This is a genomic window from Autumnicola psychrophila (assembly GCF_031846645.1).
GTDB lineage: Bacteria > Bacteroidota > Bacteroidia > Flavobacteriales > Flavobacteriaceae > Autumnicola > Autumnicola psychrophila.
This window is the reverse complement of record NZ_JAVRHN010000009.1, coordinates 94,514-110,741: the sequence shown is the minus strand read 5'-3', so window position 1 is coordinate 110,741 and position 16,228 is coordinate 94,514. Positions and strand designations below refer to the sequence as shown.

The window sequence follows — 16,228 nt, the reverse complement described above, 5'->3', positions numbered from 1 at the left end:
CAGTTTACAGCTAAAGATAACAGAAACAGATAGAGATCGAAATGCTTTTGATTCATTTATAAATAAATATTTATAAATTTAAGATATCAGTTTAAATTTTAAAATGTTCATGTGCGTCTTTAATCTTTATTTATGAAAAATGCCAATTCCAAAATTGTACCTTTCATAGAATAGCGGGAAAGATAATGTTTGGAATAAGTGACATACCTAAATTTATACTGGCGTTCTTTATCCTAATGCCGGTTATTTCAATTCTTCATGAAGGAGGACACGTCTTTTTCGCGTGGCTCATGGGAGGAAAAAATATAAAAGTTACCGTAGGAACCGGAAAGCCACTTTTTCGGTTGGGAATGCTTGAAGTACGAAAATATTATTTCTGGTATGGGGTATGTACCTTTGAAAATATTAGACGTAAAGAGAAACTGGCTAATATTCTTATATTTTCAGGAGGAGCATTGTTTAATCTATTGTCAACAATAGCTGTAATGATGCTGGTAGAAAATGGTTATTTTGAGGAGGGAATTGCCACTTACCAGTTTACCTATTTTTCACTTTATTACATTTTTTTCGCAATTTTACCTATGCCTTATCCGGACGGGAACTACAGTGACGGAAAAATTATTCTGGACCTTATCCGGGGAAAAGATGAGGTCATAATGGAAAGAACCTATCGCATTCAGTGGAACGAGGATGGTAAACAGTGGCATGTATTGGATCATGAGAACAAAATGATCCATAGTTTTAAAGAGGAAGAAGAAGCCATTGAAAAAGCGCGCTTTGTTGCACAGGAAAACAGGCCGAGTAAGGTTGTTAATAGCAAAGAGGGAGAGGAAAAAGAAATTCACAATTATCCTAGGATCCCTCTTTAAATCATTGCTTATTTAACAACCCAGAGAGGTACCTCTAAATTGGAGTTGAACAATTCTTCAGTAACGCTTCCCACGGCAAAAGGAGAAAAAGTGTTTCCTCCTTTATCAGAAACTACCAGGAGGTCCACATCTTTTGAGGTTTTGGTATTTGCCAGTATCTTCTTTGCTGCCCCCGATTCTCTTCCCAATAAGATAAGAGGTTCTATAGGTTCAGAATAATTGAGTTTTTTAATAAATTTATTATATTTTTCATGAACATGTTTTTTAACCTGAGGGCCCATCTCTTCTGCAGAAACATAAGGAGAGAACTGTAGTGGTACACTGTAAACATGAACTACTTTTAAGGAGGAATCATGACCTTCCTGAAGATCTTTAGTTACCCTGAAAATTTTTCTGGAATCATGGGAGAAATCTGTTCCGGCCCAAATGGTGTTGATCTTTTCCTTTGCTAATTTTGGAACTGTAACGATATCACATTTAAGCAACCGCAGCAGCTTACCACTGACGACACCTGTACCGTTTTCATGTTTTTTATTCCCTACAATTGCCAGATCGATGGAGTATTTCTCCACAACGTATTTGATAAGCGACTCACTGTATGGATCTTCAGAAATAAACACATCCCAATTCGCACGTGCTTTAAAATGCTCTTTAACCTTCTCATTCAGCTCATCTCCAATCACCTCATCCAGGTTTATGTCTTTTAGATGTTCAGAAAACAGTTCAGAAATTTCATATTTTTTGATGTTATGTACAAAGTATACATTTTCCACATTAAGCCTTTCAGCTAGAAAGGAAGCATACATAATAAGTTTTTCGTCCAGTGCGGAAAGGTCAAGTGCGACGAGGATATTTTTGATCTTTTTCATGATTAATTTTATTTCTTATTATCAATGTTTGTGTGTGCTTCTTTTCCTGATAATTTCTGAAATGGTATTTTCATAACTTTCCAGCTCCTTCTGCGCCTTTTTCTCTTCTGATTTTATGTTTTCATCCCGCAGTCCCGTATAAAGAGAATAGCACATAAAAAGGAGAATAAAGGCAAAAGGCAAGCCAGTAACTATGGATGCAGTCTGCAGGGCTTGTAGCCCGCCCCCTATTAGTAGAACAGCTGCAATGGTTCCTTCGGCCACGGCCCAGAAAATACGCTGGCCCACAGGAGCATCAATTTTTCCTCCCGAGGTTAAACTGTCTACCACAAGGGAACCTGAGTCAGAGGACGTGACAAAAAAGCCGGCAATAAGAATTACTGCTATGATGTTCAACACACCAGAAAAAGGAAAGTCTTCTAAAAATACAAATAACGCAGTAGCTACATTATCATTAACGGCATTTACAATAGTATCATTTCCCAAAAGGGCCTGCTGTATAGACGTGCTGCCGAAAGCTGTAATCCAGAAAAATGTGATAAGGGAAGGAACAATGAGAACTCCCAGAATGAACTCCCGAATACTCCGGCCCTTGGAAATACGGGCTATGAACATACCTACAAATGGAGACCACGCTATCCACCAGCCCCAATAAAAAACTGTCCATGCATTTTGCCAGTTATTACCGGTATAGCTTTCTGTCCAGGATGATATTTCAAGAAAACTGTAAAAGTAACTTCCCGTGTTTTGAACGAAAGATTGAAATATAAAGATAGTTGGTCCTAAAATTACCACAAGCAACAACAATAAAACCGCAATTCTCATATTCCATTCACTCAGGAATTTTACTCCTTTGTCAACTCCCAATACAACAGAAAGGGTAGCAATAGCTGTAATTCCGGCTATAAGGCTTATTTGTGTAGTAATACCACTGTCTAAACCAAAGACATGAGCAAGACCGGCGGCTATTTGTTGCACCCCAAATCCCAGGGAAGTGGCTAACCCAAAAAGCGTAGCCAGAACTGCAAAAATATCTATAAGATCACCTCTTTTTCCGTAGATTTTGTCCCCCAGAACAGGATAAAAAACAGATCGAATTGTGAGCGGCAAGCCATGTGAATAGGTGAAATAGGCAAGAGAAAGTCCAACCAGGGCATATACCCCCCAGGCATGAAAGCCCCAGTGTAGAAAGGTGAAATTCATCGCCTCTTGTGCAGCTGCGGGAGTCCCACCTTCTGTAAGAGGAGGACTCATAAAATGCGTAATTGGTTCGGCTATACTCCAAAAGAGCAGACCTATTCCCATTCCCGCACTAAAGAGCATGGCAAACCAGGAGAGGGTTTTAAATTCAGGCTTGGCATCTTTTCCTCCTATCCTGATATTTCCGAATTTGCTGAAGGCAAGGTAGAGCACGAAAATGAGGAATATATTCACACAAAGTACAAAGAACCAACCTCCGGTATTGGCAACAAAATCCTGAATTGCATCAAAATAACCTTCGGCCTCTTCCCTGAAGATTAAGGTTAAAGCAATACTAATTATTATAATAATAGAAGAAGTGAAAAAAACAGGACCATTCACGTCCAGACCAAAAATTGATTTTCGTTCGTCACTCCTTATAATCTTTTTAGCCATAGTTGAAATATTTAACTTTCCTGTAATTTAAAAATAATAACCGAAGTTGATATTAAACCTCGCCTCCCATTTCGCATCGGGATTTCCCGCAGCAAAATCATCTACAAAATTGCCACCCAGCCAGGAGTGATTATATCCTGCAGCATAATCTATATATGTATACAAGTTTCCTGCTGTGACCAGAATTCCGGTGACGTTCATAAAGGAATCTTCAAAAGAGCTCTCCTTTTTCTGCATGTATCCAAAATCATTGTAAAACTGCAGATTTGAAACAGGTCCCCAGTTTACCGGAACATTTCGTGCAATGGCAGCAGTGTAGAGATTGAAATCCGCTGCAACTTCGTAAGGTGCACCATAGGCAGCCATAATTATAACTTCTTCAGAACTATCGGGTTCATTTTTGGGGTTGTGTGAAACCAGCATAACTTCTGTCTTTAAGTTCCACAGTTTGTAATCTGCCTCATAGTGTACCGCAAAAGCATAATGATTTCCGGTTTTTTTAGTGATGATATTATAAAGTCCACCGTATTGTGCAGATGCTCCCAAACCTGACCGCAAGCTATCCCCCCAGTTGTAGAGGAGCTTTATATTTCCCTGATGAACCTCTTTATTGTTCCCCGCCACATCATAAGAATACCTGCTATAAGAAACGGGTGAGGCATCACCAAATCGTAATTCTTCAGCATTTTTGAAGTATGCGATCTGATATTCAAAGTTTTCGCCGAAATGTTGGTATTTTACCCCCATGTCATGGTCGTCCTCCAGGCCCATGTAGTATCCAAGGTTAAAGAACCAGTTGTGGGAATTATACTGCTGTATTCCAAAAGGAACCTGAGTGAGACCTACCTGAAGTTCCCTGAATTCGTCAAACTTATAGCCAAACCATCCCTGTTTCAACATTCCTCCACCAAAGGCTTCTGAATAGTGGCGGAATTCTGCATTGACATAAATTCCTTTATAAGCAGCAACGGCATTGATCCTGAACATATCATAGCCAAAATCACCTCCCCGGTTTTTTTGTTCAGGTTTCCATGAAGAGAGGTTGTAATTAAAACGTAATGCTCCACCAATATCTACTTCAGGAGATTCCTGAGCCTGAATGGAAGAATGGGAAAAACTACCTAAAAAAAGGAATAGAAAGAGTCGGTGAAAGGAATTCAACATCTTCAGGTTTTTAAGAGCCAATTTTCAAGTTAATTTGAATGGTTTAAAAAAAATAAATCTCCAATCTAAATGTTTGTTAATTCTTGTTGTCAGTAGAGTTTTCCAAAATGTCGAGTTTATTTGAGAGGAAGAACTGGAATTCTCTAAGAATCGGTCTGGGGTTAATAGTATAAGTTTTTTAATTACATGGTCGGGAAAAGGGACTATGGATGTAAAAAGCAAGATTTATTATCTACTCCGAATAAAAATATGATTTTACGATTATTTTTTTATATTTGTTTATATTTACATTTATTTTTTATTTAAAAATGTTAGCAAATAAGAGAAGAGAAAAGATTATAGAGTTTTTAAAGGAGGATGGCTCAGCAAAAGTTAAAGATCTCTCAAAACTGTTTAAGGTGACTGAAGTGACTATTCGACAGGATTTAGAGAAGCTCGAAAACCAAGGATTTGTTGTAAAAGAGCATGGAGGAGCATTTCTTAGAGATCTGGAAGATCAAGTACGTGGTTTTTCTTTGATACATCAGGAAAATTTAGAACATAAGGAAGCCATAGCTTTAAAATGTTTAGAATTTATTGAAAGTGGGGATACTATTATTTTAGATTCTGGTAGTACAACCACAGAAATTGCCAAAAAATTAAGTGGTTATCAAGATTTAACAGTTATTACCAACGCATTAAATATTGCATTATTGCTTGGTACAGAGCGGGGTATTGAAGTTATTATGACGGGGGGTGAATTTAAGCCTCCAACATTATCACTTACAGGACAAAAGGCAGCTGATTTTTTTAAAGGACTGTATGCGCAAAAGTTATTTCTCGCCACCGCAGGGATCTCCTTAAAATCAGGTCTAACATATCCAAGTATAAGTGATTTAGTTGTAAAAAAGGCAATGATAGAGGCGGCGGATATTACTTATTTAGTTGCAGATCATACCAAATTCGGTAAAAGTGCACTTGCTAGTTTGGGTGCGCTATCGTTAATTGACTATATCATTACAGATTCCGGTATTCGGGAGAAAGATAAAAATGTTTTTATTGACAATGAAATTGAAGTTGTTGTGGCTTAAAAACCCAATGATGACTTAAAAAAAATACATGAAATGATTTTTAAAGGAAAAGAACAAAAACCCATTACTCTTGGCGTAATTATCGGAAACCGGGATTTTTTCCCGGATAGGTTAGTATCTCAGGCTAGAACTGAAATTCTGGAGGTGCTTAAAGAGCATAGGATAAATCCTGTTTTACTGAATGATCAGGAAACAAAATTAGGCGGAGTAGAAACGTTTAGTGATGCTGTTAAATGTTCAGCACTTTTTGAAAAAAACCGAAAGGATATAATGGGGGTGTTAGTAATACTTCCCAACTTTGGTGATGAACGCGGAATAGCTGAAACCTTAAAATTGGCCAATTTAAACGTGCCTGTGCTGGTTCAGGGATATCCCGATGACCTCGATAAGCTGGATGTCGCCCGCCGCAGGGATGCTTGGTGCGGTAAGATCTCTGCCTGCAATAATCTTTATCAATATGGAATAAAATACAGCTTGACCAGGAATCATGTTATTCGTCCGGCAGATCCTGCATTTGTTGAAGATCTTCAGAAATTTATTGCAGTATGTCGGGTTGTGAAAGGACTCCGAACCGCAAGAATAGGGGCTATAGGTGCAAGACCTGGAGGTTTTAATACCGTGAGATACAGTGAAAAATTACTTCAACGACATGGGATTTCCGTAACTACAATAGATCTTTCAGAAATCCTCGGAAGAGCTAATAAACTCGACAACAATGAGCAGCGGGTAAAGGAAAGGCTAGAGCGAATAGGCGATTATGCCGCTATAGGTAAAACCCCACAGGAGGCACTTTTCCAAATTGCTAAAATGGATGTAGTGCTTAACGAATTTGTGGATGAAAATATGTTGGATGCCACTGCGATTCAGTGCTGGACCTCGGTACAGGAGAACTATGGCTGTAACGTTTGCACTAGTATGAGTATGATGAGTGAGAATATGCAGCCTAGTGCGTGTGAGGTAGATGTTACTGGAACCCTCACGATGTATGCTATGCAACTCGCATCGGGATCTCCCAGCGCCTTGGTGGACTGGAATAACAACTACGCTGAGGATCCTGAAAAGTGCGTCTTGTTTCATTGTGGGAATTGGGCCAAATCTTTTCTTCCTGACATCGAGATAAGTACAGCGCCCATCCTGGGTACTACCGTAGGAGAAGAGAATACCTATGGTGCTCTTTCCGGACGTACTCCAGCTTCACCACTTACATATGGTAGGATTAGTACCGATGATCCCAAAGGAATAATTAAAGCCTATATAGGGGAGGGAACTTTAACCGATGATTCCCTTAATACTTTTGGAAACAGAGCTGTCTCTAAGATACCTAATTTACAGGGGCTAATGCAGTACGTCTGTAGGAACGGTTTTGAGCATCATGTGGTGATGAATGCTTCTCATACTTCAGAAATTCTTAAAGAAGCCTTAGAAAATTATATGGGCTGGGAAGTATATCATCATTCCTCAAATGAAATGAGCGAAATTGAACAAATGTAAATTGAAAAAGAAGGAGCTTTAATAACCATTTATAATATAGGAAAATGACAACTATAGAACTTCGGAAAAAGTCAATCGAATACAGGAAAAAGGTGCTTAAGTATATTAAAAATGCAAATGCAGGCCATACGGCCGGAAGTCTTTCTTGTATAGATATTCTAAATGTTCTTTATAATGAAATATTGAACGTTAGCCCTCGCAATTTCAAAGATAATTCGAGGGATAGGTACATACAAAGCAAGGGACATTCAGTGGAAGCATTGTATGTAGTACTCGCCGATAAAGGATTTTATCCGGAATCTGAATTGGAATCCCTGTGCCGTTTTCAATCTCATTTTATAGGACATCCTACCAAAAAAATTCCGGGAGTGGAACATAATACAGGTGCCCTTGGTCACGGTCTTCCGATAAGTGTTGGCAATGCCATTGCTGCCAAAATGGATGACCTGGACTTGAAGGTGTATACTCTTCTAGGAGATGGAGAATTATTGGAAGGTTCCAATTGGGAGGCAGCCATGATTGCTGCGCATTACAAGCTTAACAATCTGGTAGCGATTCTTGATTATAATAAGCAACAAATTACCGGCGACAATGAAGAGGTTCTGAATTCAGCTCCTGTAGCAGAAAAGTTTGTGGCCTTCGGGTGGTCTGTAAAACATGTTGATGGTCATAATATAGATGAACTTGTTGCCGCTTTTAGGGAAATTTCTTTAAGAGAATCCGAAAAACCTACGCTTGTGATTGCACACACTATTAAAGGAAAAGGGGTGAGTTTCATGGAGAAAAACATCAAATGGCATCATAAAGTGCCATCGGATGAACAGTATAAATTGGCCCAAGAAGAGCTTCAAGCCAGTATGGAATCTTTATCAAAAGCTGAAATTTAAAGATCATGAAAGAAATAGAGAATATTACAAAAGAAGGAGTAGCTAATCTCGAAGTTTTTTCAGCCAGCCTTCAGAAGCTAGCGGAAAAAGATAAAAATATTATTGTCGTTACTAGTGATTCGAGAGGATCGGGGAAACTTATGCCATTTGCGGAAGACTATCCCGATCAAATAGTTGAGGTAGGTATTGCAGAACAGAGTCTGGTAGGAGTCGCCGCCGGACTTTCCTCTGCAGGAAAGAAAGTTTTTGCCGTTTCTCCTGCATGTTTTTTAACGGCAAGATCTTTGGAGCAGATAAAGAACGATGTCGCGTATTCTGATAATCCCGTGAACCTTATTGGAATCAGTGCAGGAGTGAGTTACGGTGCTTTAGGCTCTACCCATCATAGTCTTCATGATTTCGCGGTGCTGAGGGCTATCAATAATCTCACTATTGTGGCTCCTGCCGACAATTATGAAACGGAAATGGCTATTAAGCTTGCATCCGAGATGCCTTCACCTGTATATATTAGATTTGGTAAAAAGGCTATGCCTACTCTTTCTGAAAATAAAGATTTCGAATTTGGTAAAGGCCGGAGTGTTCGAAAAGGTAAAGATGCGGTAATTATAGCTACAGGAGAAACGGTGTTTCCCGCGCTGCAAGCTGCAATTGCATTGGAAGAAAAAAATGACTTGCAAATTGGGGTGGTGAGTATGCACACGATTAAACCTTTGGACCTGGAGATGCTAGACAGGCTGTCAGAGAAATACTCTGTTATTTTAACTGTTGAAGAGCATTCGGTTTATGGAGGGTTAGGTGAGGCCTGTGCCTCTTATTTTCTTCAGAATAAAAAACCAGTCAAATTCAGGATTATGGGAATTCCGGACGAATATACCGTGACAGGCTCTCAGTTAGAGATTTTTGAACATTACGGAATTTCTGAAGAAGGAATATCTGAGAAAGTCTTGGAGCTTATCTCCTGATCCTCAAAAATTTCAAAAATATGATCTGCAACAATAAATTATTTATTTTTCTTCTGCTTTTGTTAGCTGTAAACTTTACCGGCTGTGAGGGAAAACAAGAAGAAGGTTCTAAGAAGAAAGTGGCGGTAGTGGTTTCCACCTTAAACAATCCTTGGTTCGTTGTTCTTGCGGAGACAGCTGCTGAGGAGGCACGCCAGCTCGGTTACGAGGTGAATATTTTTGATTCCCAGAATAATACAGCTGTTGAAAGCGAACATTTTGAAAATGCGATCGTTGGGGGGTATGATGCTATCCTATTTAATCCTACCGATGCAGAAGGTTCTGTAAGTAATGTAGTAAAGGCTGTCGACTCTGGTTTAGCTGTATTTACAATGGATCGGGAGGTGAACTCCAATAGGGCCACCTCTCAGATTCTTTCTGATAATTATGCTGGCACTGTTTCTCTGGGGAAATATTTTGTGGATCAACTGAATAAAAAAGGAAAATATGTAGAGTTGCTTGGGCTAGTGGGGGATAATAACACCTGGAATCGCTCCGAAGGTTTTCATAGTGTGGTAGACTATTATCCTGACCTGGTTATGGTGGCTCAACAAAGTGCAGATTTCGATCGAAACAAAGCCATGCAGGTGATGGAATCCATCCTGCAGGTTCATAAAGATATCGATGCTGTTTTTTGCGGGAATGATGCTATGGCTATGGGTGCCTACCAGGCCTTAAAGGCAGCCGGACTGGAGCAACAAGTGAAAGTCTTTGGATTTGATGGAGCTGATAACGTTATACAGGCCATAGAGGACGGGAGAATAGCTGCCACTGCCATGCAATTTCCCAAGGTGATGGCTAAAACTGCAGCCATCCTGGCCGATAAATATATGAATGGCGAAAGAGAATTTATACAAAAACTTCCGGTAGATGTTGAACTAGTGCACCCTGGTAATGTAGATCATTATACTGCCTATGGCAAAAAGAAGTAAAAATGAGACTGAAAAAAATTAAGAAGATCCTTATTGCTACTTTTATTCTAATAGCTTTTATAAGCTCTATTTCTGTACAAAACCTGGATGAGGTGAAAGCAAGAGCCGCTCACAGTGAATTTGACGCGGCCTCGTATGCTCAGGAATTCTGGGAAAATAAACTGATCCCCAACCTGTCTGAAACTATGGAGATTAACCGTCTCCTGGAGCTTTTGAGGGAAGATCCAGAGAAAGCTTTTGCCGACCATTCCAAAGCTCTCGGAATCGGGAATATTAGATACTTTATGATTAAGGGAGAGGGGCAAGTTGCCCATATAGGCGAAAATAATATAACGGTCGTAATACATTCCGATTCCTCTGAAAAGAACATTAAGATCGCTACAGAATATATTTTTGGGAATGCGGTAAGAGATGCAAGTGGAAAGATCGATCTGCAGGAATTCGAGCAGACCATGGATTTTAATATGGTTTCTGCTGAAATTAATAAGCTGGTCAGACAGAATGTACTTCCAACTTTAAAGGAAGGAGCCGAAGTGGGTAATAAACTTTATTTTGTAGGGGCTATGGAACTTAACAGAGAGCAAGTGAACTTGGAGAATACTGAAATCATTCCTGTTTTTGTCGAGTTTCAGCAATATAAAAGAAAACCTAGCGATGAAGGTTAACGAACCGATCCTTAGGGTGGAGAATATCACCAAAGAATTTCCCGGTGTAAAGGCATTGAACGAGATAAGCCTACAACTTGAAGGTGGCGTGGCTACAGCAATTATTGGAGAAAATGGCGCAGGTAAGTCCACCCTTATGAAGATTTTGTCGGGGGTATATAATATTTACGAGGGGGAGATTTATTATAAGAATGAACTCGTTCATTTTCAGAACACCACCGAAGCCCAGCAGAAAGGGGTAGCCATTATTCATCAAGAGTTGAACCTGATCCCGAACCTTACTATATCTGAAAATGTTTTTCTGGGACGGGAACCTCTTACTTCCCTTGGGATTATTGATTATCCTCTGATGCGAAAGAACACAGCGAAGCTGCTGGAACGCATGAAACTGCAAGTTGATCCCGATACCCCGATTTTCAAACTGAAGGTGGGGGAACAGCAGCTAGTGGAAATTACAAAAGCCCTCTCTCTGAACCCGGAGGTGATCATCATGGACGAACCCACTTCAGCCATCAGCGAAAATGAAGTAGAAGTACTCTTCGAGATAATAAAAGATCTAAAGGCTGAAGGGAAAGCAATAGTTTATATCTCACACAAGCTGGATGAGTTATTTAAAATAACCGAAAAATATGTAGTGCTCAGGGATGGGAAATTTATTGAGTCGGGAGAGATAAATGCTACTACCGAAGATGAACTCATTCATAAAATGGTTGGCCGGGAAATTATAATAAGCCGGGAGTCTTTCCAGTGTAACAAGAAAGAATGCTTACTTTCTGTGAAAAATCTTTCTCTCAAAAACTTGCTTGTTCGAGATAATTATCTTTTAAAGGAAGTGAACTTCGAATTATTCAAGGGAGAGGTGCTCGGGCTTTTCGGTCTTATGGGAGCCGGAAGGACAGAATTAATGGAAGTACTATTTGGTCTCTATTCTTCCCGGATTTCAGGAGAGGTTTATATAAAAGGACAGCTGCATCAGATAAAATCACCTAGAGATGCAATGGATAAAGGACTGGCACTGGTGCCTGAAAATCGTAAAGAAGATGGTCTTGTACTGGGGTTTAACATCACAAAGAATACTAGTCTCACTGTGCTGGACCAGGTTTCTTCAGCAGGATTTCTCAGAAAAAAAAAGGATAATGATTTGGCTACCAAATATATGGAATCTCTTAAGATCAAAGCTTCTTCTCCTAATCAAATAGTTGAAAAGTTAAGTGGAGGAAACCAGCAAAAGGTGGTTTTGGCAAAATGGTTTGCCACCCACCCTGAAATATTAATGCTTGATGAACCTACAAGAGGTATTGATATAAATGCAAAAAATGAGATATACAAATTAGTGAGGAAGCAATCTCAAAATGGTCTCGGGGTGATTTTCGTCTCTTCTGAACTCCCTGAAATACTTGCAGTTTGTGACAGGGTTCTGGTTATGGCTGAAGGAAGAATTACAGCCAATATAGAAGTGACTAAAGAAACTTCAGAAAATCAAATACTTAAAGCGGCAATACCTAAAATAATTAAAAATGATAACGCTTAAAAAACACCTCTCATATTCGGCAAAATTTCAGTCTTTAATCGCCCTATTTGTGCTATGCCTTGTCCTGTCCCTGTTGTCAGAGAATTTTCTTACCACAGCCAATGTATGGAATATTTTAAGACAAGTATCTGTGAACATTTGTCTTTCCGTAGGAATGACCCTTGTAGTGCTTACTGCTGGTATCGATCTTTCGGTAGGTTCTATCCTGGCGCTATGTGGGGCGGTTTCTGCTACCCTGGTAAGTTACGGTTTAGAACTTGAAATTTTTAATTTATTCGTGGGCTTTGGACCCCTAAGTGCCATTATGGTTGGGATTGCTGTGGGTTGGTGCTTAGGCTGGTTTAATGGTTGGACCATCACCCGTTTTAAAGTGCCTCCTTTTGTAGCTACTCTGGCAATGCTTACTATAGCTCGTGGTATAACTATGCTATGGACAGGAGGATTCCCTATTAATAATTTGGGAAAAGAATTTGCTTATATCGGTACCGGTTGGTTCCTTGGAATTCCTATGCCGGTATGGATCACTGCCATTGTAGTAATAATAGCAGTTATTCTGACTAAAAAAACCCCTTTTGGTCGACATATTTATGCTATTGGGGGAAATGAAAGAGCCGCACGTTTATCGGGTGTAAATATTTATAAGGTAAAGATGATGGTATATGCGATAGCGGGAGCTTTGGCTGCCGTTGGGGGAATCATAGTAACTTCAAGACTGGATTCTGCCCAGCCAAATGCCGGATTGACCTATGAGTTGGATGCCATTGCCGCCGTTGTAATTGGGGGTACTTCACTTTCAGGAGGAAAAGGAAGTGTAATGGGTGCTGTATTGGGAGGAATTATTATAGGCGTTCTCAATAACGGGCTGGTACTGCTTAACGTTTCTCCCTTCTGGCAGCAGGTGGTAAAGGGTCTGGTGATCCTCCTGGCTGTAATTATAGACAAAGCCAAGGCCAGAGAAGAATAATCTTACATTAAAACATTATTTATGACTGCATCTTACATTCTCTCTGTAGACCAGGGTACCAGTGGTACAAAGGCGGTAATTTTTGATGATCGTGGTGAGCAGGTTGAGAAAGCTAACGTTCCTCTAGAAACGATTTATAAAAAAGGTGGATGGGTTGAACAAAATCCTGAAAGTATTTTCAGGAATGTAGTGCAGGCGGTGGAGGAATGTGTTGCATCTTTTGAAGGCGGAGGAAAAAGCAAATCTATGATTAAATCCTGTGGAATTTCCAATCAGAGGGAGACCTTCTTGGTATGGAATAAACACGGAGAGCCTTTGTATGAAGCTATTGTTTGGCAGTGTAAACGATCTTCCTCTATTTGTGAAAAATTGAAGAAAGCTGGAAGGGAGCCTTTTATTAAAGAGAAGACCGGTCTTATCATAGATCCCTATTTTTCGGGTACTAAGCTTATGTGGTTAAATCAACATAATCAGGGAGTGGCCGAAGCAATACAAAGAGGAGAAGCTTACTTTGGAACAGTGGATACCTGGTTGCTTTATAAACTAACCAAGGGAGAAAAATATCTCACCGATTATACCAATGCCTGTAGAACTTTATTTTTTAACATCGAAATTTTAGACTGGGATGCTGAGATAATAAGGGAATTTGGCCTTGAAGGGTTAAATCTCCCACAAGTTAAGTTTTCATCCTCTTTCTTCGGAAGTTCAGATTTTGAAGGTATTTTCACAGAAGAACTTCCAATAACAGCTATGATAGGAGACTCTCATGCCGCCGCTTTTGGAGAACAGTGTTTTTCGCCGGGAACAGCGAAGGCTACTTTAGGTACAGGATGCTCTGTTCTAATGAACATAGGTAAAAAGCCTAAGTTTTCTGAGAATGGGATGGTTACAACTATTTGCTGGAGCACCAACAACGAAATTAATTATGCTCTGGAAGGGATAATAGTTTCCTGTGGGTCTACTATTGAATGGTTGAAAAATGAACTTGACTTATTTGCCGATAGTACAGAAACCGGAAAGATGGCTCAATCGGTAAAGGATAATAATGGCGTTTACCTCGTGCCCGCATTTAGTGGTATGGGAGCACCCTATTGGGAAATGGATCGTAAAGCCTCTATTGAAGGATTAACTTTTGACTGTAATAAGAACCATATTGTTCGGGCTGCTTTGGAATCTATTCCTTACCAGATAAAGGATGTGATCAAAGCTATGGAAAAAGACGGTAATCTTAACCTTAAGGAGCTTAACATAGATGGTGGAATTAGAAACAACTCTTTTGTTACTCAGTTTCTTGCAGATCTACTTGAAAAACCTGTCAACTTTCTGAATATTGCAGATGTTTCAGCATTAGGTGCTGCTTATCTTTCAGGTTTAACCTCGGGATTATTTAGAGATTTGGAGCATCTAAAAGAACTTCAGGAATGTCATGAAATCCACCCAAACAGAAAAAGATCTATGGAAACGAATTATGAAGGGTGGTTAAAAGCAGTAAAACGTTAAAATGCTAATTTCAGTAATGAACTGTAGGCTACTTCTACTTTACTGAAAACTTATCTTCTCTGCCAATGCCGATAATTGGAAAAATAATTAAGCTTCAATCGGTATTCAAAATGAGGTTAATAAAAACATTCTATATTTAAGTGATTAATTTCACGTTAGATAATTAATTACGCAGAATTCTGTTTGTATTTAAATTAGGTTAGGAAATGAAAAATAAAATTATAATAGTAATCTTCTTCCTTATTGGAAATGGATTAACACAAGCGCAAAAAACTCTTGATTCTAAACATGAGTCTTCTCCGAGTTTTACATCAGATATAAGGTTGTATGATGAAAATCCGCGGTACTGGGAGTACAAAAACGAACCCATTTTGCTCTACGGGGGCAGCGATAATGATAACCTTTGGCAGTGGAGTGGTGCTAAACTTACAAAGCATCTTGATCTTCTGAAATCTTTGGGAGGGAATTATGTTCGCAATACGATGTCAGACAGGGATGAAGGCGATACATATGCATTTAGTGAAACGGGAAACGGGAAATATAATCTTGAGGAATGGAATGAGACATACTGGGAAAAATTAGAATTTTTTCTAGGAAACTTCTAAAAGGGACATTGTGGTGCAATTGATGATCTGGGATCATTTTGATCTTTCTGGTAACTTTGAGAAGCATCCTTTAAACCCAGAAAATAATATTACCTGGAATGATGAAGTAATTTCAGGATATGAAGATTATTATGGAGGTTCCGTTAAAGAGAACAACCAGCAGGTTTTAGATTTGCAAAAGAGGTATGTCGATAAATTGCTTTCTCTTACTTTTAAATACGGGAATGTTCTTTATAATATGACTAATGAAAGTAGCTTAGGAGAAGAGTGGGAAAAGGTCAGTTATTTACCCACGAATACGATGCCATTAACCAGTTGCTAGGTATAGGTATTCCTAAATCTGTTAGTTTTTTAGGAGGTGTTTATTACTGGAAGGACAATTGGGATATGCCTGACGTCCTAACTTCTGTTTTTGATTACCCTGAAAAGGAATTAACAATGACTTATAGTGCAACTTTGGGTAATAGTTTTTCAAGAGGACGAAGAATTATGGGGCATGACGCCACAATGGAATTGGGACGTTCAATGAAAGTAACAGCAGATAAGAATTCTACTCAATTTGCTAATCAACTAAGAAATGGGACTTTCGGCACTTCTGATCCAATTTTAACTATTTCACCGGAATATGAAATTGATGCAGTGTCTGGAGCGACATCTACAGAGAATTATTATGCCTCGCGGGGTTTAACCGATACTGTAATAAATGGTCTGCAGATTGATACAACTCATTTGCACATCAAGGAATGGATAGATTGCATAAGGTATGGAGGAAAGCCGAGTGATAACATAGATAAAGCTTTTGAAGAAGGAATAACTGTTTTAATGGCTCATAAGTCTTATGTCGAGCAACGTCGTGTGGAATGGGATTCGGTGCAAAGATCATCTAATTTATTTTGTTGATTCCATATTAATTACTATCACAGTGAGTTTAGAAAGAATAGGAGAAATGGTAATTATTACATTATAAGTTGAAATAACTAATTTTCAATTATTTCCAAGTGATGCCAAAATAATCTTTTATAACCTTTTGCCTCAGAAATTAGAA

General features: G+C 39.1%; 16 protein-coding genes. 13 read left to right on the top strand and 3 right to left on the bottom strand.

Annotated features, from left to right (window positions below):
- The first annotated feature begins 185 nt into the window (after positions 1-185).
- Positions 186-869 (top strand): site-2 protease family protein, encoded by a 684-nt coding sequence (locus RM541_RS12785; RefSeq protein ID WP_311500534.1) that lies wholly within the window; start codon positions 186-188, stop codon positions 867-869.
- Positions 870-877: 8 nt separating this feature from the next.
- On the opposite strand, the gene RM541_RS12780 is transcribed toward RM541_RS12785, so the two are convergent.
- The 3 genes from RM541_RS12780 to RM541_RS12770 are packed head-to-tail and all read right to left on the bottom strand — an operon-like array spanning position 878 to position 4,537.
- Entirely contained in the window at positions 878-1,738 is an 861-nt protein-coding gene (locus RM541_RS12780; RefSeq protein WP_311500533.1) for a universal stress protein, read from the bottom strand.
- Positions 1,739-1,759: 21 nt separating this feature from the next.
- Positions 1,760-3,373 carry a BCCT family transporter gene (locus tag RM541_RS12775; protein WP_311500532.1) on the bottom strand — a complete coding sequence of 538 codons (1,614 nt, stop codon included), beginning with the start codon at positions 3,371-3,373 and terminating at the stop codon, positions 1,760-1,762.
- A gap of 27 nt (positions 3,374-3,400) precedes the next feature.
- Positions 3,401-4,537: a hypothetical protein gene (locus RM541_RS12770; protein ID WP_311500531.1), complete on the bottom strand. Its 1,137-nt coding sequence runs from the start codon at positions 4,535-4,537 to the stop codon at positions 3,401-3,403.
- A gap of 308 nt (positions 4,538-4,845) precedes the next feature.
- Between RM541_RS12770 and RM541_RS12765 the strand changes: the two genes are divergently transcribed.
- The 12 genes from RM541_RS12765 (at position 4,846) to RM541_RS12710 (ending at position 16,083) form a co-directional block, all read left to right on the top strand.
- The gene (locus RM541_RS12765; RefSeq protein WP_311500530.1) at positions 4,846-5,607 is read left to right on the top strand and encodes a DeoR/GlpR family DNA-binding transcription regulator; all 762 of its coding nucleotides are present in this window, start codon (positions 4,846-4,848) and stop codon (positions 5,605-5,607) included.
- A gap of 33 nt (positions 5,608-5,640) precedes the next feature.
- Positions 5,641-7,098, top strand: a complete 1,458-nt coding sequence (locus RM541_RS12760; protein ID WP_311500529.1) for an L-fucose/L-arabinose isomerase family protein — start codon at positions 5,641-5,643, stop codon at positions 7,096-7,098.
- A 44-nt stretch (positions 7,099-7,142) separates the two neighbouring features.
- Positions 7,143-7,985, top strand: a complete 843-nt coding sequence (locus RM541_RS12755; RefSeq protein ID WP_311500528.1) for a transketolase — start codon at positions 7,143-7,145, stop codon at positions 7,983-7,985.
- 5 nt (positions 7,986-7,990) lie between these two features.
- Positions 7,991-8,947, top strand: coding sequence for a transketolase family protein (locus RM541_RS12750; RefSeq protein ID WP_311500527.1), 957 nt, complete (start codon positions 7,991-7,993; stop codon positions 8,945-8,947).
- A 20-nt stretch (positions 8,948-8,967) separates the two neighbouring features.
- Positions 8,968-9,918: a D-ribose ABC transporter substrate-binding protein gene (locus RM541_RS12745; RefSeq protein ID WP_311500526.1), complete on the top strand. Its 951-nt coding sequence runs from the start codon at positions 8,968-8,970 to the stop codon at positions 9,916-9,918.
- Between the two features lie 2 nt (positions 9,919-9,920).
- Positions 9,921-10,583: a DUF2291 domain-containing protein gene (locus RM541_RS12740; protein ID WP_311500525.1), complete on the top strand. Its 663-nt coding sequence runs from the start codon at positions 9,921-9,923 to the stop codon at positions 10,581-10,583.
- A complete protein-coding gene (locus RM541_RS12735) occupies positions 10,573-12,114 on the top strand; it encodes a sugar ABC transporter ATP-binding protein (protein ID WP_311500524.1) in 1,542 nt (513 codons plus the stop codon). Before RM541_RS12740 ends, RM541_RS12735 begins: the two co-directional genes overlap by 11 nt.
- Positions 12,101-13,078, top strand: coding sequence for an ABC transporter permease (locus RM541_RS12730; RefSeq protein ID WP_311500523.1), 978 nt, complete (start codon positions 12,101-12,103; stop codon positions 13,076-13,078). Before RM541_RS12735 ends, RM541_RS12730 begins: the two co-directional genes overlap by 14 nt.
- 21 nt (positions 13,079-13,099) lie before the next feature.
- Positions 13,100-14,578, top strand: a complete 1,479-nt coding sequence (locus tag RM541_RS12725) for an FGGY family carbohydrate kinase (protein ID WP_311500522.1) — start codon at positions 13,100-13,102, stop codon at positions 14,576-14,578.
- A 206-nt stretch (positions 14,579-14,784) separates the two neighbouring features.
- Positions 14,785-15,183 (top strand): hypothetical protein, encoded by a 399-nt coding sequence (locus RM541_RS12720; protein ID WP_311500521.1) that lies wholly within the window; start codon positions 14,785-14,787, stop codon positions 15,181-15,183.
- 10 nt (positions 15,184-15,193) lie between these two features.
- Positions 15,194-15,505: a hypothetical protein gene (locus tag RM541_RS12715; RefSeq protein WP_311500520.1), complete on the top strand. Its 312-nt coding sequence runs from the start codon at positions 15,194-15,196 to the stop codon at positions 15,503-15,505.
- Positions 15,451-16,083: a hypothetical protein gene (locus tag RM541_RS12710; protein WP_311500519.1), complete on the top strand. Its 633-nt coding sequence runs from the start codon at positions 15,451-15,453 to the stop codon at positions 16,081-16,083. The genes RM541_RS12715 and RM541_RS12710 overlap by 55 nt, the downstream gene beginning before the upstream one ends.
- Positions 16,084-16,228: the final 145 nt, after the last annotated feature.

Excerpts from the sequence above, each read along its gene's own strand:
- RM541_RS12785 (WP_311500534.1), top strand. The coding sequence starts at position 186 with ATGTTTGGAATAAGTGACATACCTAAATTTATACTGGCGTTCTTTATC.
- RM541_RS12780 (WP_311500533.1), bottom strand. The coding sequence starts at position 1,738 with ATGAAAAAGATCAAAAATATCCTCGTCGCACTTGACCTTTCCGCACTG.
- RM541_RS12775 (WP_311500532.1), bottom strand. The coding sequence starts at position 3,373 with ATGGCTAAAAAGATTATAAGGAGTGACGAACGAAAATCAATTTTTGGT.
- RM541_RS12770 (WP_311500531.1), bottom strand. The coding sequence starts at position 4,537 with ATGTTGAATTCCTTTCACCGACTCTTTCTATTCCTTTTTTTAGGTAGT.
- RM541_RS12765 (WP_311500530.1), top strand. The coding sequence starts at position 4,846 with ATGTTAGCAAATAAGAGAAGAGAAAAGATTATAGAGTTTTTAAAGGAG.
- RM541_RS12760 (WP_311500529.1), top strand. The coding sequence starts at position 5,641 with ATGATTTTTAAAGGAAAAGAACAAAAACCCATTACTCTTGGCGTAATT.
- RM541_RS12755 (WP_311500528.1), top strand. The coding sequence starts at position 7,143 with ATGACAACTATAGAACTTCGGAAAAAGTCAATCGAATACAGGAAAAAG.
- RM541_RS12750 (WP_311500527.1), top strand. The coding sequence starts at position 7,991 with ATGAAAGAAATAGAGAATATTACAAAAGAAGGAGTAGCTAATCTCGAA.
- RM541_RS12745 (WP_311500526.1), top strand. The coding sequence starts at position 8,968 with ATGATCTGCAACAATAAATTATTTATTTTTCTTCTGCTTTTGTTAGCT.
- RM541_RS12740 (WP_311500525.1), top strand. The coding sequence starts at position 9,921 with ATGAGACTGAAAAAAATTAAGAAGATCCTTATTGCTACTTTTATTCTA.
- RM541_RS12735 (WP_311500524.1), top strand. The coding sequence starts at position 10,573 with ATGAAGGTTAACGAACCGATCCTTAGGGTGGAGAATATCACCAAAGAA.
- RM541_RS12730 (WP_311500523.1), top strand. The coding sequence starts at position 12,101 with ATGATAACGCTTAAAAAACACCTCTCATATTCGGCAAAATTTCAGTCT.
- RM541_RS12725 (WP_311500522.1), top strand. The coding sequence starts at position 13,100 with ATGACTGCATCTTACATTCTCTCTGTAGACCAGGGTACCAGTGGTACA.
- RM541_RS12720 (WP_311500521.1), top strand. The coding sequence starts at position 14,785 with ATGAAAAATAAAATTATAATAGTAATCTTCTTCCTTATTGGAAATGGA.